Origin of the sequence: Pseudomonas sp. NCHU5216 (genome assembly GCF_052156495.1) — a bacterium.
Classification (GTDB): Bacteria; Pseudomonadota; Gammaproteobacteria; order Pseudomonadales; family Pseudomonadaceae; genus Aquipseudomonas.
In genome coordinates, this window is record NZ_JBQLIX010000044.1 from 19,834 (window position 1) to 42,656 (window position 22,823).

Annotated in this window: 25 protein-coding genes, 1 tRNA gene and 1 riboswitch; of the genes, 5 read left to right on the forward strand and 21 right to left on the reverse strand. The window is 65.7% G+C overall.

The genetic code is table 11. The annotated features are described in order from the left end of the window. Positions 1–221: 221 nt before the first annotated feature. On the forward strand, positions 222–1,484 hold the full coding sequence (locus ACSVIK_RS22480) for an OmpP1/FadL family transporter (protein ID WP_442446380.1): 1,263 nt from the start codon (positions 222–224) through the stop codon (positions 1,482–1,484). A 992-nt stretch (positions 1,485–2,476) separates the two neighbouring features. On the opposite strand, the gene ACSVIK_RS22485 is transcribed toward ACSVIK_RS22480, so the two are convergent. The 16 genes from ACSVIK_RS22485 to ACSVIK_RS22560 all read right to left on the reverse strand — a co-directional run bounded on the left by ACSVIK_RS22485 (position 2,477) and on the right by ACSVIK_RS22560 (position 15,541). Further along, entirely contained in the window at positions 2,477–3,028 is a 552-nt protein-coding gene (locus ACSVIK_RS22485; RefSeq protein ID WP_442446381.1) for a glutathione peroxidase, read from the reverse strand. 62 nt (positions 3,029–3,090) lie between these two features. Then, on the reverse strand, positions 3,091–3,216 hold the full coding sequence (locus tag ACSVIK_RS22490) for a hypothetical protein (protein ID WP_442446404.1): 126 nt from the start codon (positions 3,214–3,216) through the stop codon (positions 3,091–3,093). Further along, positions 3,213–4,418, reverse strand: coding sequence for an MFS transporter (locus ACSVIK_RS22495; RefSeq protein ID WP_442446382.1), 1,206 nt, complete (start codon positions 4,416–4,418; stop codon positions 3,213–3,215). The genes ACSVIK_RS22490 and ACSVIK_RS22495 overlap by 4 nt, the downstream gene beginning before the upstream one ends. A 93-nt stretch (positions 4,419–4,511) precedes the next feature. Next, a complete protein-coding gene (locus tag ACSVIK_RS22500) occupies positions 4,512–5,249 on the reverse strand; it encodes an adenosylcobinamide-GDP ribazoletransferase (protein ID WP_442446383.1) in 738 nt (245 codons plus the stop codon). Further along, on the reverse strand, positions 5,246–5,821 hold the full coding sequence (gene cobC, locus ACSVIK_RS22505) for an alpha-ribazole phosphatase family protein (RefSeq protein WP_442446403.1): 576 nt from the start codon (positions 5,819–5,821) through the stop codon (positions 5,246–5,248). The genes ACSVIK_RS22500 and cobC overlap by 4 nt, the downstream gene beginning before the upstream one ends. Beyond that, positions 5,818–6,873: a nicotinate-nucleotide--dimethylbenzimidazole phosphoribosyltransferase gene (gene cobT / locus ACSVIK_RS22510; RefSeq protein WP_442446384.1), complete on the reverse strand. Its 1,056-nt coding sequence runs from the start codon at positions 6,871–6,873 to the stop codon at positions 5,818–5,820. The genes cobC and cobT overlap by 4 nt, the downstream gene beginning before the upstream one ends. Further along, positions 6,870–7,391, reverse strand: a complete 522-nt coding sequence (gene cobU / locus ACSVIK_RS22515) for a bifunctional adenosylcobinamide kinase/adenosylcobinamide-phosphate guanylyltransferase (RefSeq protein ID WP_442446385.1) — start codon at positions 7,389–7,391, stop codon at positions 6,870–6,872. Before cobU ends, cobT begins: the two co-directional genes overlap by 4 nt. 86 nt (positions 7,392–7,477) lie before the next feature. Further along, positions 7,478–8,926 (reverse strand): cobyric acid synthase, encoded by a 1,449-nt coding sequence (locus tag ACSVIK_RS22520; protein ID WP_442446386.1) that lies wholly within the window; start codon positions 8,924–8,926, stop codon positions 7,478–7,480. Next, positions 8,926–9,936: a threonine-phosphate decarboxylase CobD gene (cobD, locus tag ACSVIK_RS22525; protein ID WP_442446387.1), complete on the reverse strand. Its 1,011-nt coding sequence runs from the start codon at positions 9,934–9,936 to the stop codon at positions 8,926–8,928. The genes ACSVIK_RS22520 and cobD overlap by 1 nt, the downstream gene beginning before the upstream one ends. Then, entirely contained in the window at positions 9,929–10,837 is a 909-nt protein-coding gene (gene cbiB / locus ACSVIK_RS22530) for an adenosylcobinamide-phosphate synthase CbiB (RefSeq protein WP_442446388.1), read from the reverse strand. The genes cobD and cbiB overlap by 8 nt, the downstream gene beginning before the upstream one ends. Before the next feature lie 3 nt (positions 10,838–10,840). Next, positions 10,841–11,494, reverse strand: coding sequence for a 5,6-dimethylbenzimidazole synthase (gene bluB / locus ACSVIK_RS22535; RefSeq protein WP_442446389.1), 654 nt, complete (start codon positions 11,492–11,494; stop codon positions 10,841–10,843). Beyond that, on the reverse strand, positions 11,491–12,786 hold the full coding sequence (locus tag ACSVIK_RS22540; RefSeq protein ID WP_442446390.1) for a cobyrinate a,c-diamide synthase: 1,296 nt from the start codon (positions 12,784–12,786) through the stop codon (positions 11,491–11,493). The genes bluB and ACSVIK_RS22540 overlap by 4 nt, the downstream gene beginning before the upstream one ends. Next, on the reverse strand, positions 12,786–13,397 hold the full coding sequence (gene cobO, locus ACSVIK_RS22545; protein WP_442446391.1) for a cob(I)yrinic acid a,c-diamide adenosyltransferase: 612 nt from the start codon (positions 13,395–13,397) through the stop codon (positions 12,786–12,788). The genes ACSVIK_RS22540 and cobO overlap by 1 nt, the downstream gene beginning before the upstream one ends. Positions 13,398–13,592: 195 nt before the next feature. Continuing rightward, positions 13,593–13,796: riboswitch (cobalamin riboswitch) on the reverse strand. A gap of 35 nt (positions 13,797–13,831) precedes the next feature. Then, complete coding sequence (locus tag ACSVIK_RS22550; protein WP_442446392.1) at positions 13,832–14,503, reverse strand: DUF799 domain-containing protein; 672 nt, start codon at positions 14,501–14,503, stop codon at positions 13,832–13,834. Further along, positions 14,500–14,856, reverse strand: coding sequence for a DUF4810 domain-containing protein (locus ACSVIK_RS22555; RefSeq protein ID WP_442446393.1), 357 nt, complete (start codon positions 14,854–14,856; stop codon positions 14,500–14,502). Before ACSVIK_RS22555 ends, ACSVIK_RS22550 begins: the two co-directional genes overlap by 4 nt. 16 nt (positions 14,857–14,872) lie before the next feature. Further along, positions 14,873–15,541 (reverse strand): CsgG/HfaB family protein, encoded by a 669-nt coding sequence (locus tag ACSVIK_RS22560; protein ID WP_442446394.1) that lies wholly within the window; start codon positions 15,539–15,541, stop codon positions 14,873–14,875. Between the two features lie 376 nt (positions 15,542–15,917). Here ACSVIK_RS22560 and ACSVIK_RS22565 point away from each other — a divergent pair, with 376 nt between their 5' ends. Next, positions 15,918–17,630 carry a sensor domain-containing diguanylate cyclase gene (locus tag ACSVIK_RS22565; RefSeq protein ID WP_442446395.1) on the forward strand — a complete coding sequence of 571 codons (1,713 nt, stop codon included), beginning with the start codon at positions 15,918–15,920 and terminating at the stop codon, positions 17,628–17,630. Positions 17,631–17,646: 16 nt separating this feature from the next. Here ACSVIK_RS22565 and ACSVIK_RS22570 read toward each other — a convergent pair whose 3' ends face one another. The 5 genes from ACSVIK_RS22570 to moaB all read right to left on the reverse strand — a co-directional run bounded on the left by ACSVIK_RS22570 (position 17,647) and on the right by moaB (position 21,468). After that, entirely contained in the window at positions 17,647–18,171 is a 525-nt protein-coding gene (locus ACSVIK_RS22570) for a C40 family peptidase (RefSeq protein ID WP_442446396.1), read from the reverse strand. Positions 18,172–18,254: 83 nt separating this feature from the next. Continuing rightward, positions 18,255–18,881 carry a C40 family peptidase gene (locus ACSVIK_RS22575; RefSeq protein ID WP_442446397.1) on the reverse strand — a complete coding sequence of 209 codons (627 nt, stop codon included), beginning with the start codon at positions 18,879–18,881 and terminating at the stop codon, positions 18,255–18,257. 57 nt (positions 18,882–18,938) lie between these two features. Next, the gene (locus tag ACSVIK_RS22580) at positions 18,939–19,718 is read right to left on the reverse strand and encodes an NAD-dependent deacylase (RefSeq protein WP_442446398.1); all 780 of its coding nucleotides are present in this window, start codon (positions 19,716–19,718) and stop codon (positions 18,939–18,941) included. Further along, complete coding sequence (locus tag ACSVIK_RS22585) at positions 19,718–20,932, reverse strand: molybdopterin molybdotransferase MoeA (protein WP_442446399.1); 1,215 nt, start codon at positions 20,930–20,932, stop codon at positions 19,718–19,720. Before ACSVIK_RS22585 ends, ACSVIK_RS22580 begins: the two co-directional genes overlap by 1 nt. Then, complete coding sequence (gene moaB / locus ACSVIK_RS22590; protein ID WP_442446400.1) at positions 20,929–21,468, reverse strand: molybdenum cofactor biosynthesis protein B; 540 nt, start codon at positions 21,466–21,468, stop codon at positions 20,929–20,931. The genes ACSVIK_RS22585 and moaB overlap by 4 nt, the downstream gene beginning before the upstream one ends. A gap of 65 nt (positions 21,469–21,533) precedes the next feature. Here moaB and mobA point away from each other — a divergent pair, with 65 nt between their 5' ends. The 3 genes from mobA (at position 21,534) to ACSVIK_RS22605 (ending at position 22,622) form a co-directional block, all read left to right on the forward strand. Next, positions 21,534–22,115: a molybdenum cofactor guanylyltransferase MobA gene (gene mobA, locus ACSVIK_RS22595; protein WP_442446401.1), complete on the forward strand. Its 582-nt coding sequence runs from the start codon at positions 21,534–21,536 to the stop codon at positions 22,113–22,115. An 83-nt stretch (positions 22,116–22,198) separates the two neighbouring features. After that, the gene (locus tag ACSVIK_RS22600) at positions 22,199–22,420 is read left to right on the forward strand and encodes a YgdI/YgdR family lipoprotein (RefSeq protein WP_268183456.1); all 222 of its coding nucleotides are present in this window, start codon (positions 22,199–22,201) and stop codon (positions 22,418–22,420) included. Positions 22,421–22,545: 125 nt separating this feature from the next. Further along, positions 22,546–22,622 (forward strand) — tRNA-Pro (locus ACSVIK_RS22605). The last annotated feature ends 201 nt before the right edge of the window (positions 22,623–22,823 follow it).

A 22,823-nucleotide genomic window follows, 5' to 3' on the forward strand; every position in this document is an offset into this window, starting at 1 on the left:
TCCCTCTCAACGGGCGCCTGTCAGGGCGGCAAGCGCTCTACTGAGGGAACTTCTCTAGTCCCTCGACAGTCAGCCTGAGGTTGGGGTTCGCTCCCGTTTCGTTCGCGGATGCCATTTATGGAGCGCCGCCAGGCTATGGCGCCCCTGGCATTACAAGGTGGCTCGTGACGAAACGGCAACAGACCCTACGTCTGCCTTATCCTCTCGCACAGGAATCGACAATGAACAAGCACCTGCTCAAGACCAGCCTGGCCCTTGCCCTGGCAGCCATCTCCGGCCAGAGCTTCGCCTCTGGCTTTGCACTCAACGAACAGAGCATCAGCTCCATGGGTACCGCCTTCGCCGGTCGCTCATCGGCGGCCGACGATGCCAGCACGGTCTTCGGCAACCCGGCCGGCATGTCCCGCATCAAACGTGACGAGATCAACTTCGGTGCCGCCGTCATCCACGCCAAGAGCGATATCAGCGACGCCAGCGGTAGAAATCCCCTGGGTGGGGCCATCAATGGCAGCAACGATGGTGACATGGTGCCGAACACCGGCGTGCCCATGGGCTACTACGTCAAGCCGCTGGACGACAAGGTTGCCTTCGGCCTGGGCGTCTACGCACCTTTCGGCCTGATGACCGATTACGAGAGCGGCTTCCAGGGCCGCTACCAGTCGGACAAGAGCTATGTGCGAGTGATCACCGTGCAGCCCACCCTCAGCTATCGTTTCAACGATCAGCTATCGGTCGGCTTCGGCCCCACCTTCAACCATATCGAGGGTGAACTGACCTCGTCGCTGTTCACCCCGCTGGGCGACGGCAAGGTCAAGGTCAAGGGCGACGACACCGCCGTCGGCTTCAACGCCGGCGTGCTCTACGAATTCAGCCCACGCACCCGGGTCGGCGTGACTTACCGTTCGCGGGTCAAGTACGAACTCGAAGGTGACACCAAGGTGGAAGCGCCCGCCCTGCTCGGTATCGCCGGCAAGTACGACGCCAACCTCGACCTCACCACCCCCGAGTCGGTGGACATGTCCATCACCCATCAGTTCGACGATGCCTGGACGCTCTACGCCGGCAGCACCTGGACACGCTGGAGCCGCTTCAAGGAAATCCGCGTGGAGAACGAGGCCAGCACCCTGCCGGCCAACCTCAACACCATTGTCGAGGAACAGAACTGGCACGATACCTGGGCCCACGCCATCGGTCTGGCCTACAAGGTCAACCCGCAGTGGACGCTGCGTACCGGTATCGCCGTGGATCAATCGCCGATCAACAACACCGACCGCTCGCCGCGCGTGCCCTCCGGTGACCGGCGCATCTTCAGCCTGGGCGCTGGCTGGAGCCCGAATCCGGACATGACCATCGACGTGGCCTATTCCTACCTGAAGGAAGAGTCGGTTGACGTCAACCGCAGCAGCGCCAGCCGTGGCAGCTACAACGCCAGCTACAAGAACAGCGCTCATGGCCTGGGGGCGTCGTTGACCTACAGGTTCTGATAGCCGCTCGAACACGAAGGCCCGCGCAATGCGGGCCTTCTTTTTGTTTTTTCGGGTGCGGCCGGGTGTGATACTGGACTGCAAGTTTGTGTAAGTGCTTGTTGCTTGTTGGGTGTTTGTTCCGCATTGCCGCGTTTTTGCTGATGTTTCTGGTTTCGCCCTCCCGGGCGAGTCACTTTTGTAGGGTAAAAGTAACCAAAACCCTCCGCCCGATCATCCGGCCCTGGCTTCGCCAGGGTTCGCTCACTCCATCGTCGTTCCAGAGGCCCGCCGCGGTGGGCCATCCCTGGCCCATCGCGGCTTTCGCGACATCCATGTCGCTCAACCTCTTCCACGACGATTCCGCTCACCCTCCTGGGCGGGCTCTGCACGCGCCTGAACCCGAGGTAACCCAGAATTAGCGTGGAGTGCTTGAACATGGGTCAGCCGTAGGGCGGACTCAGGAGCGCCAGCGAACAGTCCGCCGGGCCATGCCCAGTTCGGCACCACAACCTACATTCAATACTCCCACCAACGGCGTACTGCTTCCGAGCGGCCGGCGTCCCGGTACGCCCGCGAATGAAACTATTGGTTTAATTCGACAGCCAAATCTCGGCTCCATAGCTACCAGAACACGCCGGGCATGCCCGGAACCGATGTACGTTCAGGCGCGCTAACTCCCCCTTCAGGAGGCCGAACGCAGGCATTGCGCAGGGGGCGAGCGGCATGGATGCCGCGAGAGGCTTAAAGGGCCAGGGACGGCCCTTGTAAGCCGACCCCGGAGCAGTGCCGGAGTGAGGGGAGTCGAGCGAAGCGAGACCCGGATGGCGGGGGTGCGTTTCTTTTGCTTACTTTTCTTTGCGCACTTCAAAGAAAAGTGAGTCGCCCGAGGGGGCGAAACCCGGAATATCTGGACATACCCAAGGCGGCGTCCAGCACACCAATACAGGCCAACAAGATCACACAAACCTGCCAGCCCAGTATCAAGCTCACTCCAACCGCCTAAAACAAACTCAAGGCTGGCTGGCAATCGCCTGTTCCACCGCCTTGATCAAGTCCGGATCATCCGGCTTGGTCAGGCTGGAAAAGCTCGCCACCACCTTGCCTTGGCGGTCGACCACGTACTTGAAGAAGTTCCAGCGCGGCACCCGGCTCTGCTCGGCCAGGCCCTTGAACAGGGGGATGGCATCGTCGCCCGACACCGGCTGCGGTTCGGTCATGGTGAAGGTCACGCCGTAATTGACGTAGCAGACGGTGGCCGTCTCCTTGCTGTCGTCCGACTCCTGACGGAAATCGTCGGACGGCACGCCCAGTACCTCCAGGCCCTGCCCCTTGTAGCGCTGGTACAGCGCCTCGAGCCCCTTGAACTGTGGGGTGAAGCCACAGAAGCTGGCGGTATTGACCACCACCAGTGGCTTGCCGGCGAACTGGCAGAGATCGACGCTGGCACCCTTGGCGCGCAGTTTGGGCAGCTCCCCCTGGAGCATGGCCGGGCACTCGCTGGCCAACGCTGGCAGTGCCAGGCAGGACAGCAACAGGGAGCAGGCAAGACGACGAAACGGCATGACGGTGACCTCGGGCGATGACGCGATATCGTCACGCTACCCGCAGCTCGGCGTTCCGGCAACTAACAGATACCAACACCCAGTTGCAGCAGCGCCAGACCGCCCTGATGCCAGCCCCACCACGCCAGCGCCAGCAGCAGGCCGAGGCCCGCCGCCAGCGCAGCGAATGTCAGCGCCCGGCGTTTCACGCCGGCGCCCCCTGCAGACGCGCCACCGGCACCTCGCGCACTGGCCAGTTGAGCGCGGCGGCCATCAGGCTCAGGCCGATGGAGATCTGCCACACCAGGTCGTAGCTGCCGGTGTGGTCATACAGATAGCCACCCAGCCAGCCACCGAGGAAGGAACCGATCTGGTGGAAGAGAAAGACGATGCCGCCCAGCATCGACAGGTTGCGCACACCGAACAGGGTGGCCACGGTGCCGTTGGTCAGCGGCACGGTGGAGAGCCACAGCAAGCCCATGGCGATGCCGAACAGGTAGGCGCTCCATTGCGTCAGCGGCGCCAGCAGAAACAGCGTGATCACCACCCCCCGCAGCAGATACAGGGCGCTGAGCAGCCGCGGTTTGGCCATGCGCCCGCCGAGCCAGCCGGCGATGTAGGTGCCGAAGATGTTGAACAGCCCCACCAGCGCCAGCACCGTGGTGCCGGTGATTGCCGGCAGGTGATGGTCGACCAGATAGGCCGGCAGGTGCACGGCGACGAACACCACCTGAAAACCGCAGACGAAAAAGCCCAGCGCCAGCAGCCAGAAGCCGGAGTGCCCGGCCGCCTCGCGCAGGGCTTCGAGCAAGGTCTGCTGCGGCAGGTTACTGACTGGTGCAGGCGCCTCATTGATCATCGCCGCCAACGGCAGGATCAGCGCCACCAGCAGCCCCAGCGCCAGCAGCGCCGAGGACCAGCCCAGCCAGCCGATCAATCCGAGCGAGCCCGGCAACATGACGAACTGGCCGAAGGAGCCAGCCGCCGCGGCGATGCCCATGGCCATGCTGCGCTTCTCCACCGGCACGGCGCGGCCGACCACACCGAGAATCACCGAGAACGAGGTACCGGACAGGCCAATGCCGATCAGCAGGCCGGCACTCAGCGACAGCGACAGCGGCGAGTTGGCCATGCCCATGCACACCAGCCCGAGGACATAGAGCACGCCACCGACGATGATCGCCTTGCGCGCGCCGAAGCGATCGGCCAGTGCGCCAGTGACAGGTTGCGCCAGGCCCCAGACCAGGTTCTGCAGGGCGATGGCGAAGGCGAACACCTCACGCCCCCAGCCGAACTCGGCGCTCATCGGCGGCAGGAACAGGCCAAAGCCATGGCGGGTGCCGAGCGACAGCGCGAGGATCAGCGAAGCGCCGAGCAACAGCCAGGTGGATGAACGCCAAGTATGGGTCATTGTCGTGTTCTCCGGAATCAACGGGCAGGTATAGCCTGGCGCCCCCTTGCAGGGCAAATACAGTTGCTGAGGACTGCGCCGATACAGATGTTCTCAAGCGCTCCAGTAGAGCGCCAAGGTCAACACCACCACGGATTCGGCCAACTCCACCAGCGCACCTGCGGTATCGCCCGTGGTGCCACCCAGACGCTGCAACAGGGCCCGGCGCAGCCAGAAAAACAACAGCAGCGCCATGCCCAGAGCAAGCGCCGCACTCCAGCCCAGCAGCAGCATGGCCAGGGCATGCCCGCCCAGCACCCAGGGCAGTTGCCGGCGCGGCAGATGCTCGACCAACGCCTGGCCCAGACCACCGGCGCGCACGTAAGGCGTGCTCGCCAGCAGCAATGGCAGCAGGCTGCGCCCCACCCAGGGCAACAGCAGCAGGTAGAGGCCCTGCCCGGCTTGCAGCAACGTCACCAAAGCAGCGAACTTGAGCAGCAACAGCAACACCAGCACGACGATGGCGATGGGGCCGCTGCGCGGATCCTTCATGATGCTCAGGGTGCGCTCGCGGTCGCCGAAGCCACCGACCCAGGCATCGGCCGTGTCGGCCAGGCCATCCAGATGCAGCCCACCGCTAAGGCCCACCCACAAGGTCAGAATGATCGCCGCCTGCAACATCGCAGGCACCTGGACCAGCAGCAGGTGCGCCGCCCACAGCAGCGCACCGAGCAGCAGCCCGACCGTGGGATACCACAGCAGCGAGCGCCCCATCTGTTCCGGACTGGGCATGCCCGGCAGGGTGATCGGCAGGCGGGTGAGAAACTGCAAGGCGATCAGCAGGGCCGTCATGGCAGCTCCGTCAGTTGGCCATCGGCCTCGAGCTGCAGGCGAAAGCGCTGGGCATAGCCGACGTTGACCTGCAAAAGATCCTGCCGTGGCAGGCCGCGCGCACGCGCCAGCAACAGGCGCATCACCCCGCCATGGGTGATCAGCAGCAGGCATTCGCCGTCATGGGCCTGCTGCAGACGCTGCACGGCGGCGAGCACCCGCGCCTCGAACGCCAGCAGGGGCTCGCCATTGGGCGGTGTGAAGGCGTAGGGGTCAGCCCAGAAATGCCCCAGGGCTTCGGCATCGGTGTCCATCAGCGAGGCGGCGCTGCGCCCCTCCCAGTCACCGAAATGCAGCTCCTGCAGAGCGGGTTCGTAATGCAGCGGCAGGCCATGCGCCGCTGCCACTTCCTCGGCGAAACGCGCGCAACGCTGCAGCGGCGAGCTGATCAGGCGCTGCCAGGGGCCGGCGCTCTGCACGGCGCTACGCAGTTGCGCCCAGCCCTGCTCGGTCAGGGCATCGTCCAGGCTGCCGCGCAGGCCACCGCCCTGCTCGGTCTCGCCGTGCCGCAAGAGTTCCAGATGCAGCATCAGACGGGTCTCTGCGCCACGGCCGCCTCGGCAAAGGTGGCCATCTGTGCGTGCAGGCGGCAGGCCATGCGCAGCAGCGGCACGGCCAGGGCTGCGCCACTGCCCTCGCCCAGACGCAGGCCCAGCTCCAGCAGCGGCTGTGCCTGCAATGCCTGCAACACCCGCACATGGCCAGGCTCGGCGCCATGGTGGGCGAACAGCAGCCAGTCGCGGCAGGCCGGATTCATGCGTACCGCCAGCAAGGCGGCGACGCTGCAGATGAAGCCATCGACCAGTATCGCCACGCCCTCCTGAGCCGCCGCCAGGTATGCGCCCGTCAGCGCCGCAATCTCGAAGCCGCCCAGATAAATCAGCGCCTCCAGTGGGGTGTCGATGCGTTCGCCATGCAGGTTCAGCGCCGCCTCGATGACGCGCGCCTTGTGCGCCATACCGGCGGCATCCAGGCCGGTTCCCGGCCCCACCAGATCGCTGGCGGGGCAATCCAGCAACCAGCAGGCCAGTGCCGTGGCCGCCGTGGTATTGCCGATCCCCATTTCGCCACCGATGAACAGGTCGCACTCGGCGGCACGGGCACGCTGCACGCTATTGCGCCCGGCCGCCAGGCAGATCAGCACCTGGGCCAGGGTCATCGCCGGGCCATGCAGGAAGTTCTGCGTACCGGCGCCGACATGCAGGTGGCGCACCCCCGGCATTGGGGGCAAGGGTTCGGCGGTGCCCAGGTCGATCAGCTCCAGGCGCGCATCCAGGGCACGCGCCAGCACGCTGATGGCCGCCCCGCCGCTGACGAAGTTGGCCAGCATCTGCGCAGTCACCGCTTGCGGATAGGCGGAAACGCCCTCGGCCACCACGCCATGATCGCCGGCGAACACGGTGATGCTCAGCGCCTCCAGGCTCGGTCGTTCGCGACCCTGCAGCGCCGCCAGTTGCACGGCCAGATGTTCCAGGCAACCGAGGGAGCCCGCCGGTTTGGTCAGTTGCCGCTGGCGCGCTTCGGCCTTGTTGCGGGCGACATGATCCAGTGGTTGGCAAGGCCCTTGCCACCATTGCAACTTCATAGGCTGTCTCCCTTGAGCAGCATGGGCAGGCCGGCGACGGTGAACAGCACGCGCTGGCTGCGCTCGGCCAGGGCCTGGTGCAACCAGCCGGCCTCATCGACATAACGGCGCGTCAATTCACCCAGCGGCACCACACCCAGACCGGTCTCGTTGCTGACCAGCAGAATACGCCCTGGCAGCTCGGTAATGCAGGCAAGCAAGGCATCACGTTCAGTTTCCAAACGCTGGGCGTCGTCCAGCATCAGCAGATTGGTCAGCCACAGGGTCAGGCAGTCCACCAGCAGGCAACGCCCTGTCGTGGCCTGCTCGCGCAGCACGCGAGCCAGCGCCAGTGGTTCTTCCACCAGCCCCCAGTGTGCCGGGCGCCGCGCCCGGTGTTGAGCGACACGGGCATTCATTTCGCCGTCGAGCGCCTGGCTGGTGGCGATATAGACCACCTCCAGCCCCGACTCGCCGGCCCGTTGCTCGGCCAGCCGGCTCTTGCCAGAGCGGGCGCCGCCGAGGATCAGTTCAAGCATGATTCAATCCACATTCGTTGCTGCCGACAGGCACGAGCTCTGCTCATGCCGCCGGAGGGTAAAAGCTTCGCGAGCCGAGCTCGTTCCTATAGGCCACAAAGCATTCTGAGCCGCTCGGTATCCAGATGCAGCTCCACTTGGTCGGCCAGGCGCTCAATATCCCTTTCGCGCAGCGCCTGGTAATCCACGCTGCGCACCTCATCGAGGCCGGCCCAGCGCAGCAGCGCGGCGCATGCCGAAGGCTGCTCGAACAAACCGTGCAGGTAGGTGCCAAGCACCTGGCCATCGCCGCTCAGGCCACCATCGCTGCGCCCATCCTGCAGTTGCACGGCGCCATTGAGCCCCGGCCCCTGGCTGACCCCGGCGTGAATCTCGTAGCCTGCCACCTCTGCCTGCTCCAGACAGAGCCGGCCACGCACGTTGCGCAGTTGCTTCTCCGGCTCCAGCAGCGTGGTGAAATCCAGCAGGCCAAGGCCCTCGCTGCTGCCGGCAGCGCCTTCCAGGCCGTGCGGGTCATGAATCTGCCGGCCGAGCATCTGCAAACCGCCGCAGATGCCCAGCAGCTTGCCGCCGTAGCGCAGGTGGCGGGTGATGGCCTTGTCCCAGCCCTGCTCGCGCAGGTGCGCCAGGTCGGCACGCACGCTCTTGGAGCCAGGCAGGATGATCAGATCGGCGGGCGGGATGGCCTGCCCCGCCTTGACGAAACTCAACTGCACCTGCGGGTGCAGGCGCAGCGGGTCGAAATCGGTGTGGTTGCTGATGCGCGGCAGCACCGGCACCACCACGCGCAAGGCCTGGGCGTCCTTGGCCTGCTGGCGGGTGTCGACGGCGTCCTCGGCTTCCAGGTGAAAATCCATCAGATAGGGCAACACGCCGAGCACCGGCTTGCCAGTGCGCTGCTCCAGCCATTCCAGCCCTGGCTCGAGCAGGGCGATATCACCTCGGAAACGGTTGATCACGAAACCCTGGATGCGTGCCTGCTCGCTGGGGCTGAGCAGCTCCAGGGTGCCCACCAGATGAGCGAACACGCCGCCCTTGTCGATATCGGCTATCAGGATCACCGGGCAGTCCACCGCCTCGGCGAAGCCCATGTTGGCGATATCGCCAGCGCGCAGGTTGATCTCCGCCGGCGAGCCGGCGCCCTCCACCACTACCAGGCCGTAGCGCTCCAGCAGACGCGCGTGGGATTCCAGCACCGCCGCCATGGCCACCGGCTTGTAGCCGTGATAGGTCAACGCCTGCATGTTGCCGATGGCGCGGCCGTGGATGATCACCTGGGCGCCCATCTCGCTATTGGGTTTGAGCAGCACCGGGTTCATGTCGGTGTGCGGCGCCAGCCCGGCGGCCTGCGCCTGTACCGCCTGGGCGCGGCCGATCTCGCCACCCTCGGCGGTCACCGCCGAGTTGAGTGCCATGTTCTGTGGCTTGAACGGTGCCACCGACACGCCCTGGCGCTGCAGCCAGCGGCACAGCGCCGTCACCAGGGTGCTCTTGCCCGCGTCCGAAGTGGTGCCCTGCACCATCAGGGTGGGCATCAGGACGTCTCCTCGATACTCGCCAGGATCGGCGCGCAGACCTGCAGCCCCTGCTCCAGGCGCTGCCAACCGGCCTCGTCGGCGGGCAGGCCGAAGCGCAGGCTGTCCAGCTCGGCGAACAGCCTCACGAGAATGCCACGCCGTGCCAACAGCTCGGCGCAGGGTATCGCACGCCGGGTGCAGCAGAACTGGAACAACGCCGAGCCGCCAGTCGGCGGCAGGCCGTTGTCACGCAGCACGGCCGCCAGGCGCGCGCCGTCGGCCAGCAGGCGCTGACGCTGGCGATGCTGGCCAGCGCCATCGACCAGCAGATGACGCGCGACATGCCGTGCCGGGCCACTGACGGCCCAGGGGCCGAGCAACGCCTGCAGCTCTTCGAGCAAGGCCTGCGCGGCGAGGACGAAGCCCAGGCGCAGCCCGGCCAGACCGAAGAACTTGCCGAACGAGCGCAGCACGATCAGCCCCGGCAGGTCGCTGTAGGCGGCCAGACTGTGCTCGGGTGCGCAATCCATGAAGGCTTCGTCCACCACCAGCCAGCCGCCCCGCTCGGCCAGTTGGTCGTGCCAGTCGAGCAGGCGCAGGGGCTCGATCAGGCGGCCCGTCGGGTTGTTCGGGTTGACCAGCAACAGCACGTCGAGCTGCGGCAGCGCGCGCGGCACGGCGCCTTCGCTGAGGGTCAGCACGCGATGCCCCTCGTTGCGCCAGGCCGCCTCATGTTCGGCATAGGTGGGGGCAACGATGCCCACGCTGCAAGCCGTGCGCAGGCGCGGTAAGGCCTGGATGGCGGCCTGCGAGCCGGCGACTGGCAGCAGGCTGGCGGCGCCGTAGTAATCGCGCGCCGCCGCCTCCAGACCATCCTCGACTTCCGGTAGCCGTGCCCAGGCCTCGGCGGGCACCGTGGGCAGCGTCCAGCCATAGGGGGCAACGCCGGTGGACAGATCCAGCCAATCCTCCAGGGCGATGCCGTAACGCTGCGCCGCTGCGCGCAGCCGCCCTCCATGCTCAAGCAATCCAGACCTCCCAGAGCAGCAGACAGACCAACCACAGCGCCACACCCGCGATCACCAGGTTCATCGCCCGCTCGATATCCCGCGCCTGCGGCGCCGGGCCTTCGCCCAGTTGCGGGCGCTGGTGCAGTTCGCCGTGATATTCCGCCGCGCCCCCCAGGCTCACCCCCAGGCTGCCAGCACCCGCCGCCATGACCGGGCCGGCATTGGGGCTGTCCCACAACGGCGCCTGGCGGCGCCAGCAGCGCAGGGCCAGGGCGGTTCGCCCGAGCAGGGCATAGGTCAGCGCCACCAGGCGCGCCGGCAGATAATTGAGGGCATCGTCGATCTTCGCCGCGGCCCAGCCGAAGCGCTCGAAGCGCTCGTTGCGATAGCCCCACATGGCGTCCAGGGTGTTGCTCAAGCGGTACAGCACCACCCCCGGCGCACCGGCGACGACGAACCAGAACAAGGCGGCGAACACCGCATCGGAGCCATTCTCCAGCACCGACTCGGTGCCGGCGCGAGCCACGCCGGAGGCATCCAGCTCGGCCGTGTTGCGGCTGACCATCCAGCCAACCCGCTCGCGGGCCAGCGGCAGATCGCCCAGGCGCAGCGCCTGGGCCACCGGCTGCGCGTGTTCGTACAGGCTGCGCAGGCCCAGGGCGAAATACAGGGCGACGATCTCCACCGCCCAGTTCAGCGCACTGACCTGGGTCAGCAGCCAGGTCAGCAGGGTCAGCGGCAGCACCGCCAGGCACCAGGCGCTCACGCCGTGGCTGCGCCAGCCGCCACCCGCCGGGTTGAAGCGCTGCTCCAGGCGCTCGGCCAGCAGCCCGAAGGCCACCAGCGGGTGGCCGCGCCTGGGCTCGCCCAGCGCGGCGTCCAGGGCCACACCGGCGCAGGTGATCAGCGCCAGGCTCATCGCTCACTCACCCTGCACGCCCCAGCGGTTCTCGAACAGCAACTCGGCCAGCGGTCTCGGCGTGGCCCAGCCCTCCTCCTCCAGCATCGGCTTCTGGTAGAAGGCATGCACTGGCCCCAGGCAGAGCAAGGCCACCGGCTTGCTGCCAGCGGGCATGCCCAGCAGTGCGGCCAGTGCCTCGGGGTCGAACAGCGACACCCAACCCAGCCCCAGGCCTTCGGCACGCGCCGCCAGCCACAGGTTCTGGATGGCGCAGGCCACCGAGGCCATGTCCATTTCCGGCAAGGTGCGCCGGCCGAAGACATGCGCTTCGCGGCCCTCCATCAGCGCCACGGCGAGCAGCTCGGCGCAGTCGCGAATGCCCTCGACCTTGAGTTGCATGAATTCGTCACTGCGTTCGCCCAGTGCCTCGGCGGTTTGCACCCGCTCGGCCTCCACCAGGGCATGGATCTCTTCACGCAGGTGGCGATCACTGATGCGCATAAAGCGCCAGGGTTGCATCAGCCCCACACTAGGGGCGTGATGCGCGGCTTCCAGCAGACGCGCCAACACCTCGGCGGGCACCTGCCCCCCTGCAAAATGGCGCATGTCGCGGCGTTCGGCAATGGCGCGGTAAACCGCCGCGCGTTCCTCGGGCGTGAAGGCCTTATCGGTCATGGCTGTAACAGCGCGGCGGCTGCCTCCGGGTTCGACGGTAGGTAGAAATGGATATAGCTGGCGGTCAGCCGCCCCAGGCGATACACCGCCTCGGCCACCGCCTTGCCATTCGGGCATCGGCCCAGGGCAAGGGGCGCCAGGGAACTGTCCAGCCGCGAATGATGATAGCTGTGCCCACGCAGCTTGCCTTCCGGCAGCGTCACTTCCTGCAAGGCCAGGGCGGTCAGCCGGGGCTGTAGCGCCGCGTTGCCGCTGAGCAGGCCGAGCATCTGGCCGCTGACGCCTTGCTTGTCGCGCAGCTCATCGAGCAGGTAGAGCATGCCGCCGCACTCGGCCAGCAACGGCTTGCCCGCCTGGTGATGGGCACGAATCGCCCTGGCCATGGCCTGGTTGCCTTCCAGCTCGGCCAGGTACAGCTCGGGGTAGCCACCGGGCAGGTAGAGGCTGTCCACGTCCGGCAACTGGCTGTCGAGCAATGGTGAGAAATACTGCAGCTCGGCGCCAAGGGCCTGCAGCAGATCGAGATTGGCCTGATAGAGGAAGGCGAAGGCGGCATCACGCGCCACCCCGATACGTACGCCGGCCAGCAGCGGCACTGGCGGCGCTTCCTGCGGCGGCGCGGCGAAGCTGACAGGCGCCGGCAGATCGACGTCGGCGCTGGCCGCCAGGGCATCGGCGGCGGCGTCCAGGCGCGCATCCAGGTCGGCCAGCTCCGCCGCTTGCACCAGTCCCAGATGGCGGCTGGGCAGTTCCACCGCAGCGCTGCGTGGCAAGGCGCCGAACCAGCGGATAGTGGCCGGCAAGGCATCACGCAGAATATCGCCATGGCGATTGCTGGCCACCCGGTTGCCGAGCACCCCGGCAAAGGGCAGATCGGGCTGGAAGGTGGCCAGGCCATGCGCCAGCGCACCGAAGGTCTGGGCCATGGCCGCACCGTCGATCACGCCCAGCACCGGCACGCCGAAATGCCGGGCCAGGTCGGCCGCCGAGGGTTTGCCGTCGAACAACCCCATCACCCCCTCGATCAGGATGAGGTCGGCCTCGCCGGCGGCCTGCCACAGCAGGCGACGACTCTCCGCTTCGCCGACCATGGCCAGGTCGAGCTGGTACACCGGCGCACCACTGGCACGGGCGTGGATCATCGGGTCGAGAAAGTCCGGGCCGCACTTGAATACCCGCACCCGTCGCCCCTGGCGCCTGTGCAAGCGCGCCAGGGCGGCAGTCACGGTGGTCTTGCCCTGGCCGGAGGCCGGCGCGGCGATCAACAGGGCCGGGCAGTGATGCGAACTCATCAGTATTCGATACCCTTCTGCGCCTTCACCCCAGCCTTGAACGCATGCTTGACCAGGCTCATGTCGGTGACCGTGTCGGCGGCCTCGATCATGCCCGGCAAGGCGCCGCGCCCGGTCACCACCACATGCTGCAACAGCGGCCGCGCCTCGATATCGGCCAGCACCGCGTCCAGCTCCAGGTAACCGTGCTTGAGGGCGATGTTCAGCTCGTCCAGCACCACCAGGCCGATGGCTTCATCGTTCAGCAGCTCACGGGCCATGGCCCAGGCCTGCTGCGCCTTGGCGATATCGCGCTGGCGATCCTGGGTTTCCCAGGTGAAGCCCTCGCCCATCACGTGGTAGCTGACCTCTTCGGGAAAACGCCGGAAGAAGGCCTCTTCGCCGGTGCTGGCGGCGCCCTTGATGAACTGCACCACGCCGACCTTGAGGCCATGGCCGAGGGCCCGCGCGACCATGCCGAAGGCGCTGCTGCTCTTGCCCTTGCCATTGCCGCTGTGCACCAGCAGCAGGCCGTACTCGTCCTGGGCCTGGGCGATCTTTTCGTCGATCAGGGCTTTCTTGCGCTGCATGCGCGCCTTGTGGCGGGCATCGCGTGCGGCCGACTCGCTCATGCCGTGCTCCTCTTGGTCAGACGCCCGCCTCGCCCTGCCCGAACGAGGGGCGGCGCGGCAAGGTAACAGTCAGGGAAGCTGGCAAGGGCGAATCCTCCATCACTGATCCGGGCATTTCATGGCGGGCAGGCGGAGGCAGGAACGCAAGCGCCCCCGCACGGGCGGGGGCACAGGCCGGTCAACGCCCTCCGCGCTGCCGTGAAACTGCTACAGGCCGGTCTCCGGGCTCGTGAGCGAAGCCAATGGCTCGACGCCGCGCCTTCCCGTGCCTAGGGTCTGTTGCGGCGTTCGACTCACCTACCGTTGCGGGGGCAGCGCCGGCTTGAGCACCGGCTTCCCTGTTTCACCCCGGCACCGTCACGGATGACGGCGCGGGGCACCTGAAGCAAGGCGCGCAGGTTAGAGCCAGGGCGTCCCGTGCGTCAACGCTCGGTTCAGCGCGCCGCATCCGGGCGCGCACGCGGCCCCGGCAGGATGCCGTTGTGCATGTTGCTGGAAAGCAGGCGGAAGCTGGTGATACCGGCGATTTCATGGCCGCGATCACTCAAGGTATTCACCACCTGATCGATCAGCGCCACCACCAGCATGCCAACCAGGCCACCGCCGTTGTTCTGCTGCTGTTCGGCACTGCTGGCGCGCGCGGTGCCTTCCCAGAGCAGCTTGCCGTTACGCAGATCCACCAGCTTGGCGGTGGCGGTCACCGCCACTTCGCTGGCGATGATCTTGTAGCTGCTGCCGTATTCGGTGACATCCAGATACAGCACGCTGTCGGCACCGAAGATCTCGCGCAGCTTCTGCGGCGAGGCCTGGCGAACCTCCTCGGCATTCATCAGGCCGTTCTGCTTGAAGGTCTCGTCCACGACAGCCACCGGCATCACGTAATAACCGGCCTCGCTGAGCGGCAGGGTGACCTGCGAATAGAAGCTGTAGGACGCCTTGACGTCCGGCGACTGGTTCACCGGCGGCAACACCAGGATCGACGCCGGCTTGCTTTCCAGGAAAGCGCTGTAGTCGTAGGACTTGGGTGCAGCACAGCCGCCGAGGATGGCCAGGCAGGCCAGCAGCGCGGCGGCTTTCAGTGCAGCGAAGGAAAAGATCGTCTTCATTGGTCGAATTTCCGCATCAGAAAGTCCATATAAGTGGCGGACTCGGGGTACAGGGCCTTTTCGGTCTCGAACTCCTGGCGCACCTGGTCGAGCTTGCCGACATCGGCATAGAGCATGCCCAGATGGGCATGGAAGCCCGGCGGCAGTGCGCGATCGCTAGCGCGTGCCTTCTGCACGCTGGCTTCCAGCGCGGCGATCTGCTCCTCGGTGCTGCTCTGGTTGTCGAAGCGTTGGTAGACCTGCTGCTGGTAACCATCCCAGTAGTACAGGGGCTGCGGGCCACTGGTACAGCCACCCAGCACGCCGAGTACTAACATCCCGGAGAAAACGGCCAATCTGCGTGCAATTGTCATGCTTGCGAAGTTCCTTTTACTTGGTTGGATTCCATGCGCCACTGTCGACGCCATTGACCAGGTTGTTCACCGCCTCGCGGATGGCCAGGTCGAGCACCTTGCCATTGAGGGTGGAGTCGTAGCTGGCGGTGCCACCGAAACCGACGATCTCGCGGTTGGACAGGCTGTATTCACCAGCGCCCTGGGAGGAGAACACCACTTCGGAGGTTTTCACGTCGACGATGTTGAGGTTGACCTTGGCGTAGGCGATCTGCTGCTTGCCACGGCCGAGAATGCCGAACAACTGGTGATCGCCGACTTCCTTGCGACCGAACTCGGTGACATCACCGGTGACCACGTAGTTGGCACCACGCACCTGCTGCGCCTGCTTGGAAAAACCGGACTCCTGCTGCAGCTCGGCCAGGTTGTCGCGGTCGAGCACATTGAAGCGATTGGACTGTTGCAGGTGCGTGATCAGGATGGTCTTGGCCTGCCCGCCGAGGCGGTCGACGCTGTCGGTGAAGATGCCGCGCATGTAGCTGGAACGATTGTCGAACTTGCCGACGGAAATCGGGCTGCGCGGCCCAGCGTAGGACACCTGGGCGGTATTGACCTTGGCGACCTCCAGGGTACGCGACTGCTCCGTGGCGCAACCGCCGAGCAACATCAGCAGCGCCGCAAGGCTGCCGATAAGGGGCTTGTTCATACGAACCTCATGCAAAGAAAAACGGCCTTTCGGCGAATGCCGACTGACCAGAGCTGGCGAAGGGAAAAGCGTTGGGAGTGGGTTGGAACGAAGGCATGCGATATCGAGTCTTCCATGGCCGGGGGCTTACGACGAAACCCTGGGGAGTGCATCCTGCAAGCATGGCGATTCTAAACAGGCGACAGGCACTTTGCCAGCATCGCATATGACGCAGTTCACGAAATCGATCAGGCACCCTCAACGGCCCGCCCGGACAGGCCCGATGCCTGTGATGGCACGATGCGGCAACAACCCCTAAACTCTTTTACGACACGCATCTGGTTGCAGATCGCCGAAGGGCGAACAGAGCACGATTTATCTCAGGAGCGTGAAGCCCATGCAGTCCCCGGACACCCCCGAATCGCGGCCACGCCCTTTCGCCCAGGCCTGCCTGCCGCTGTTACGTCTGGCCTGCGCCCAGACCGGCGCGGACGGCGCTCTGCTCATCGAAGGGCCGCCCACTCAGGAGCGGATCAGCGCCTGCGTCGGTCAGACCATCGACGGCAATATCCGCCTGGGCCTCAATGCCTGGCCAGCCACCAGACACAGCCTCGCCTTCAGCGAGCTGCCAGCAGCCTCCGACTGGCATTCACTGCAAACTGCACACGGACTGCAAAGCCTTACCCTGTTGCCGCTGCTGGGTGACCAGGCCCTGCTGTGTCTGCTCCATCGCCAACCACCCGCCAATCTGGACGACGCCAGCCTGGCGGATCTCCAGGCCAGCCTGGAAAATCTGCTGGCACAGAGCCTGGAGCTGCACAGCCTGCGCCTGAGTGAACAGCGCATGAGCCTGGCCATCGATGGCAGCGACACCGGCATCTGGGACCGCGACCTGCGCAGCGGCAGGATTCACTACTCGACGCGCTGGAAGGCCCTGCTCGGCTACGCGGACGACGAGATCGGCGACGACATCCAGGACAGCTATGCCCGCGTCCACCCCGACGACCTACCGGGCGTGCAGCGCGCCATCGCCGATCATCTGCAGCAACGCAGCGCCAAGTACCAAGTGGAACACCGCATCCGCCACCGCGACGGCCACTATGGCTGGGTGCGTAGCTGCGGCAAGGTGGTCGAACGCGACACCGACGGCACGCCTCTGCGCATGGTCGGCACCACCACCGATATCAGCGCCCTGCGTGGCCTGGCAGAACGCTTGCAACAAAGCGCCGAGATGATGAGCGCGTTGAGCAACGAGATACCCGGCATGGTCTTCCAGTACCATGCGCAGACCACAGGCAGCGGTCACTTCACCTACGTCAGCGCCGGCGCGCAGGAGATCTATGGGCTATCGCCTGCCGAACTATGCGCAGCGCCGGACAAGGTGCAGGCACTGATCCACCCGGACGACCTGAGCCTCTACCTGAAGTCATTGAGCAAGGCGTCCCAGGCGCTCAGCCCCTGGCACCTGGAATACCGCATTCGTCACAGCAGCGGTGAAATCGCCTGGCGCATGGGCGCTGCCCGGCCCACGCCACAGGCCGATGGCAGCGTACTCTGGCACGGTTTCGTCACCGATATCACCGCACGCAAGAACATCGAAGCCGAACTGAATCTGCTGGCCACCACCGACTCGCTGACCCAACTGGCCAACCGCCGCCACTTCATTCGCCAACTGGACGCCGAACTGGCGCGCCTGCGCCGCTCGCTTGCGCGGCGAGCCGCGCTGCTGATGTTCGACCTCGATCACTTCAAGCGAATCAACGACACCTGGGGCCACGCGGTCGGCGATCAGGCCCTGCGCCATTTCACCGAGATACTGCGTAAGCACCTGCGCCAAGGCGATATCGCCGGCCGTATCGGCGGCGAGGAGTTCACCGTGCTGCTCAACGACGCCAACCTCGAAGATGCCCTGCAGTTCGCTCGACGTATCCAGCAGGAGCTGTCGACTGCACCTCTGCTCCAAGGTGAGCAGCCCATTGCGCTGACCACCAGCATCGGCGTGGCGGCACTAAGCAGCGAGGATCACACGGCAGAAGCCGCGCTGACCCGCAGCGATGTGGCGCTGTACCGCGCCAAGCACGCCGGGCGCAACCGCATCGAGCATCAGTGACGTGCCGTAATCGGCCTCAGGGATTGTGCGCCAGATCAGGGGTGATCACGCGCTTGGCGCTCAGGTAGGTCTTGTTCCAATAGCGATTGTCCAGGCTGTCCAGGCGCACGGTGCCGCCCGTGGACGGCGCATGCACGAAGCGCCCCTCGCCGACGTAGATACCGGCATGGCTGACGACACCGCCGCCACTGGTGGCGAAGAACAACAGATCACCGCTGCGTAATGCGTTGCGCCCGATGCTGGGGGTGCGCATGGCGCTGAGTTCGCGGGTCGAGCGTGGCAGGCTGATGCCGGCGGCGTCGCGGTACACATAGCCGATCAGGCCACTGCAATCGAAACCGCCTTCCGGGGTATTGCCGCCATAGCGATAGGGCGTGCCGACCAGACCCAGGGCGCGGAACAGCACGTCATCGGCGCCGCCCTGGACATTGCCGATGGCAGGGGTTGGCGTGTAGACGGGTTGCGGCACCGGCGCCTGGCTGCTGCAGGCACCCAGCAAGGCGAGGACAGCGAACAGGGCGATGCGGGTGATGGCGGGCATTGGCGAGACGATCCTGAGCCGGAATGCGCCCTACTCTGCCGGCTCGCGACGAACGGCGCAACCCTGCGGCTGCGCCGAATGCGTCAAGGATGCTGCTTGGGCATCCCTTCCTGGGGCGCCAGGGCGAGTACGCGCTTGGCCTGCAGGTAGCTGCGCTTCCAGTAGCTGTCGTCGAGGCTGTCGATGCGCACGCCGCCACTGCGGCGGCTGCTGGAATGGATGAACTGATCGTCACCGATATAGATACCGGCATGGCTGACACGACCACGACCGCGATCGTTGAACAGGATCAGATCACCCGGCTCCAGCTCGGAGCGCGCCACCTTGGGCGCATCCAGCTTGATCAGCTCACGGGTCGAGCGCGGCAGTTGCATGCCCAGTTCCTCGCGGAACAGGTAGCCGACGAAACCACTGCAATCGAAACCGGACTGCACCGAGGTGCCGCCATAGCGGTAACGCGTACCGATCAGCGAACGCCCGAGTTCGAGCAGGCTGTCGGCCAGTTGCGGCATTTCGTAGGGTTTTTCATTGAGGCTGGCAGCGGCTTCTTCGTCGCTGATCTCCTCGTCCAGATGCGCGACCGGACGAGACGGAAGAGGTGCCTGAGTGGCTAGCGCATCGCTGTCCTGCGACTGCGGCTGATGACCGGCGCAGGCAGCGAGAAAGACCGTGAGTGCAAGGGGCACGAGGGGTGCGAAGCGTTTTAGCATGGGCACGACCGTGTCGAGGGAAACTGGGTTAGTGCGCGACTATGCCTTCTATCGCGGCTATTTGCAAATTCTATCGCCGCAAATGTGACCCAGTAGTTTCGGCAACACATCTAAGGCCCGCCCAACCAGCCGAATATCCACCCTGCCGCTGAGATAGGTGACGGTCGGATTGATCTCCACCGTCAGCCCGCCGCGCTCGCGCGTACGCAGCACCGGCTCGACTATATAAGGAAAGCTGGAGCTGGTGCCGACGCTGAGTACCACGTCGAAGCCCTGGCGCAGCTCGGCGTACAGGGTGCCAATGGCCGACTCCGGCAGCATCTCCTCGAACAGCACCACCGGCGGACGCAACACACCCCCGCACTGACCACAACGCGGCGGCAGGGGTCGCTGCAGATGCGCCAGCAGTTCAGCATCCTCGGCGCCGCAGGACAGGCAATACAACGGCGCAATCTCGCCATGAATCTCGATCAGACGCTCTGCCGGGCTGCCGGCCTGGCGATGGTAGCCATCGATGTTCTGCGTCAGCACCCAGCACTCCGGTATCCGTCGCTGCAGCTCGGCAATGGCGAAATGCCCGGCATTGGGCGCAGCCCCCAGGCAGGCACGACCCAGCTCGGCCAGATATTTCCAGCACAGCGCCGGGTCGCGCTGCAGCATCGGGCCGGACAGCGCGGCCTCGATGGGCATGCCCTCATCGGTTTGGCCGTTGTACAACCCACCCAGACCGCGATAGGTGGGCAAGCCGGAATCGGCCGAGAGCCCGGCGCCGGTGACGAACAGCACGCGCCGGGCCGCCATGAGGGCCTCGGCCACGCGCAACAATGCAGATTCCATCAGCTCAGGATCTCGCTCAGGGGAATGAAACGCAGGCGATCACCTTCGCCCAGGGTGCGCCCTTCCAGCACCTCGGCCAGGCCTTCGGCCCAGGCCGCACTGAGCAGCACACCGGAGCTCTGGTTGGCATAGGGCACCACACGGCCCGCCTCGATACGCGCACGCAGGTACTCACGGCGCTTGCCTGCCTTGTTCCAGACGAAACCGGCCGGCATCTCGAACGCCAGCGGCTCGACCCGCTGCACACCCATGCGCCGCAGCAGATAGGGCCGCGCCAGCAGACCGAAGGTCACCAGGGTGGAGGCCGGGTTGCCCGGCAGGCCGATCACCGGCACGCCCTGGTAGTGGCCGAAGGTTAGCGGCTTGCCCGGCTTGATCGCCAGCTTCCACAGCGTCAGCTCACCCGCCTCGCGCAGGGCGACACCGAGATAGTCGGCCTCACCGACCGAGACGCCGCCAGTGGACAGAATCAGATCGACCCGGGCCAGGTCTGCCAGCGCCTGGCGCGTCAGCGCCAGGTCGTCCGGCAGGATACCGCCATCGACCACCTCGCAGCCCAGGCGCTGCAGCCAGGCGATCAGCAGGCGGCGGTTACTGTTGTAGATCTGCCCCGCCCCAAGTGGCTGGCCCGGCTCGACCAGCTCGTCGCCGGTGGACAGCACCGCCACTTTCAGGCGCCGCCGTACTTCAAGCGTGGCGACCCCGAGGGAGGCGGCCAGGCCCAACTCCACCGACCCCAGGCGCGTGCCAGCCGGCAGTACGCAGTCACCGACACGGGTTTCCTGCCCTTGCGGGCGCACGTTCTGGCCCGGGCGCAGGGCCTGCTGGAAACGCACACGCCCGGCCTCGTCCAGCTCGACGTTCTCCTGCATCTCCACGGTATCGGCGCCAGCCGGCAAGGGCGCGCCGGTGAAGATCCGCGCACAGGTGCCAGGCGTCAGCGCATCAGGCGCAGAGCCTGCCTGGATACGCTGACTGATCGGCAACGCCTCGCCCTGCCAGTCGGCCAGGCGCAGGGCATAACCGTCCATGGCACTGTTGGCCCAGGGCGGCAGATCGAGGCCGGCGATCAGCGCCGTGGCGAGCACACGGCCATCGGCCTGCTCCAGCGGCAGCGACTCGCTTTCAGCCACCGTCGTTTCCGTAGCCAGTTCCAGCAGGCGCGCCTGGGCGGCCTCCAGCGCCATCAGCCCCGGTTGATCACAACCCTTCATCCACGGCTCTCGCAGGCAGCCGCCGCTTTCAGGTGCGGCACGAAGTTGCAGGGGCGATGACGGGCATCCAGTTGCTCGGCGAGAATGCCGTCCCAGGCAGTGCGGCAGGCATTGGTCGAACCCGGCAGGCAGCACACCAGAGTGCCATTGGCCATGCCCGCCAGTGCGCGCGATTGCACGGTCGAGGTGCCGATATCGGCCAGGGAAATCTGCCGGAACAGTTCGCCGAAGCCATCGACCTGCTTGTCCAGCAGGCAGGCCACGGCCTCCGGTGTGCTGTCACGCCCGGTGAAGCCAGTGCCGCCGGTGATCAGCACCACCTGCACCTGATCCTCAGCGATCCAGGTCGCCACCTTGGCGCGTATCTTGTAAAGATCGTCCTTGAGCAGGGCACGGTCGGCCAGGTTGTGCCCGGCCTCGCTCAGGCGCTCGACCAGCAATTGTCCTGATGTATCGGTTTCCAGAGTGCGGGTATCGCTGACGGTAAGGACGGCGATGTTCAACGGCACGAATAGCGCATCCGCTTTGTGCTTCATGGCAGGCTTCCAATTGGTAGACAATGGCCGGTGTTATATCACAGCCCACCACGACGAGACTGCCCATGACCCTGCCACACCCTGCTCCTCCGAAGTGCTCGGTATTGTTGCTGGCCGGCGGACGCGGACAGCGCATGGGCGGGCGCGACAAGGGCCTGCTGCATTGGCAGGGTCGCCCCCTGATCGCCTGGATGCACGAAAAGGTGCGCCCGCTCAGCGATGACCTGATCATCTCCTGCAACCGCAACCTGGACGCCTACGCCGCCTTCGCGGACCGCCTGGTCACGGATGACGACAACGATTACCAGGGCCCGCTGGCCGGCATCCGCGCGGGGCTGGCCAGCGCACGCCATTCCCAGCTTCTGGTGCTGCCCTGCGATGCGCCGCTGGTGGATCGCGCCCTGCTCGACGGCTTGCTGGCGCGCGCCGGCGAGCACCCGGTGGTGGTGCGCCAGGGGCAGTACTGGGAGCCCTTGCTGTGCCTGCTGCCGACCTGCCTCAAGGGCGACCTCGAACAGGCCTGGCGCGAGGGCCAGCGCAGCCCGCAGCGCTGGTTCATGCAGCACGCGGCAGTGGCGCTCGACTGCCCCGTGGGCGACCCCAGACTGGCCAATGTCAACACGCCCGAGATGCTCGAAAGTCTTTGAAAAGCTCAGCTATGCTGGGAACTTGGATGGTTTTGCCACGTCTGAAGCCGGGTAAGCACCCGTATGATCCAAGGAGACAAAACATGACTCAACGGACCCTCCCCGCCCTGTTCCTCGCTCTCGGACTTGCCACACTCGCTGGCTGCTCCACGCCCTCGGTGATCACCCTCAACGACGGTCGCGAAATCCAGACCGTGGACACGCCCGATTACGACGACGAAACCGGCTTCTACGAATTCGAGCAACTCGACGGCAAACGCGCGACGATCAACAAGGATCAGGTGCGCACCGTCAAGGAACTCTGATCCAGGTACAGGGCCTGCCACGCAGGCCCGACACCCAGAGGCATCGTCAGGTAGCAGGCGCGTAGAAAATTTTCAGGCTAACCCCTTGTGCGGTAAAAGTTTTTCGGTAGAATACCGACCACATTCGGAGTGTAGCGCAGCTTGGTAGCGCGTCTCGTTCGGGACGAGAAGGTCGCAGGTTCGAATCCTGTCTCTCCGACCAAATCGAAAAACCCGCCTTAATCGGCGGGTTTTTTATTGCCTGCGGTTTATGGGGCGCGGCTGGTTTGATACCGGAGTGGCAATACTGGGTTGGTGTTTCAGGTGTTTGTTCCGGATTGCCGCGTTTTTGTTGATGTTTTCGGTTTCGCCCTCCCGGGCGAGTCACTTTGCGGGCAAAGTAACCAAAACCTTCCGCCCGATC

Excerpts from the sequence above, each read along its gene's own strand:
- ACSVIK_RS22495 (WP_442446382.1), bottom strand. The coding sequence starts at position 4,418 with ATGACCCATACTTGGCGTTCATCCACCTGGCTGTTGCTCGGCGCTTCG.
- moaB (WP_442446400.1), bottom strand. The coding sequence starts at position 21,468 with ATGAAGCACAAAGCGGATGCGCTATTCGTGCCGTTGAACATCGCCGTC.
- ACSVIK_RS22485 (WP_442446381.1), bottom strand. The coding sequence starts at position 3,028 with ATGCCGTTTCGTCGTCTTGCCTGCTCCCTGTTGCTGTCCTGCCTGGCA.
- ACSVIK_RS22540 (WP_442446390.1), bottom strand. The coding sequence starts at position 12,786 with ATGAGTTCGCATCACTGCCCGGCCCTGTTGATCGCCGCGCCGGCCTCC.
- ACSVIK_RS22550 (WP_442446392.1), bottom strand. The coding sequence starts at position 14,503 with ATGAAGACGATCTTTTCCTTCGCTGCACTGAAAGCCGCCGCGCTGCTG.
- cobO (WP_442446391.1), bottom strand. The coding sequence starts at position 13,397 with ATGAGCGAGTCGGCCGCACGCGATGCCCGCCACAAGGCGCGCATGCAG.
- ACSVIK_RS22555 (WP_442446393.1), bottom strand. The coding sequence starts at position 14,856 with ATGACAATTGCACGCAGATTGGCCGTTTTCTCCGGGATGTTAGTACTC.
- ACSVIK_RS22585 (WP_442446399.1), bottom strand. The coding sequence starts at position 20,932 with ATGAAGGGTTGTGATCAACCGGGGCTGATGGCGCTGGAGGCCGCCCAG.
- ACSVIK_RS22570 (WP_442446396.1), bottom strand. The coding sequence starts at position 18,171 with ATGCCCGCCATCACCCGCATCGCCCTGTTCGCTGTCCTCGCCTTGCTG.
- ACSVIK_RS22560 (WP_442446394.1), bottom strand. The coding sequence starts at position 15,541 with ATGAACAAGCCCCTTATCGGCAGCCTTGCGGCGCTGCTGATGTTGCTC.
- ACSVIK_RS22480 (WP_442446380.1), top strand. The coding sequence starts at position 222 with ATGAACAAGCACCTGCTCAAGACCAGCCTGGCCCTTGCCCTGGCAGCC.
- ACSVIK_RS22600 (WP_268183456.1), top strand. The coding sequence starts at position 22,199 with ATGACTCAACGGACCCTCCCCGCCCTGTTCCTCGCTCTCGGACTTGCC.
- cobT (WP_442446384.1), bottom strand. The coding sequence starts at position 6,873 with ATGAAGTTGCAATGGTGGCAAGGGCCTTGCCAACCACTGGATCATGTC.
- ACSVIK_RS22565 (WP_442446395.1), top strand. The coding sequence starts at position 15,918 with ATGCAGTCCCCGGACACCCCCGAATCGCGGCCACGCCCTTTCGCCCAG.
- ACSVIK_RS22520 (WP_442446386.1), bottom strand. The coding sequence starts at position 8,926 with ATGCCCACCCTGATGGTGCAGGGCACCACTTCGGACGCGGGCAAGAGC.
- ACSVIK_RS22575 (WP_442446397.1), bottom strand. The coding sequence starts at position 18,881 with ATGCTAAAACGCTTCGCACCCCTCGTGCCCCTTGCACTCACGGTCTTT.
- mobA (WP_442446401.1), top strand. The coding sequence starts at position 21,534 with ATGACCCTGCCACACCCTGCTCCTCCGAAGTGCTCGGTATTGTTGCTG.
- cobU (WP_442446385.1), bottom strand. The coding sequence starts at position 7,391 with ATGCTTGAACTGATCCTCGGCGGCGCCCGCTCTGGCAAGAGCCGGCTG.
- ACSVIK_RS22500 (WP_442446383.1), bottom strand. The coding sequence starts at position 5,249 with ATGACGGCCCTGCTGATCGCCTTGCAGTTTCTCACCCGCCTGCCGATC.
- bluB (WP_442446389.1), bottom strand. The coding sequence starts at position 11,494 with ATGACCGATAAGGCCTTCACGCCCGAGGAACGCGCGGCGGTTTACCGC.
- cbiB (WP_442446388.1), bottom strand. The coding sequence starts at position 10,837 with ATGAGCCTGGCGCTGATCACCTGCGCCGGTGTGGCCCTGGACGCCGCG.
- ACSVIK_RS22580 (WP_442446398.1), bottom strand. The coding sequence starts at position 19,718 with ATGGAATCTGCATTGTTGCGCGTGGCCGAGGCCCTCATGGCGGCCCGG.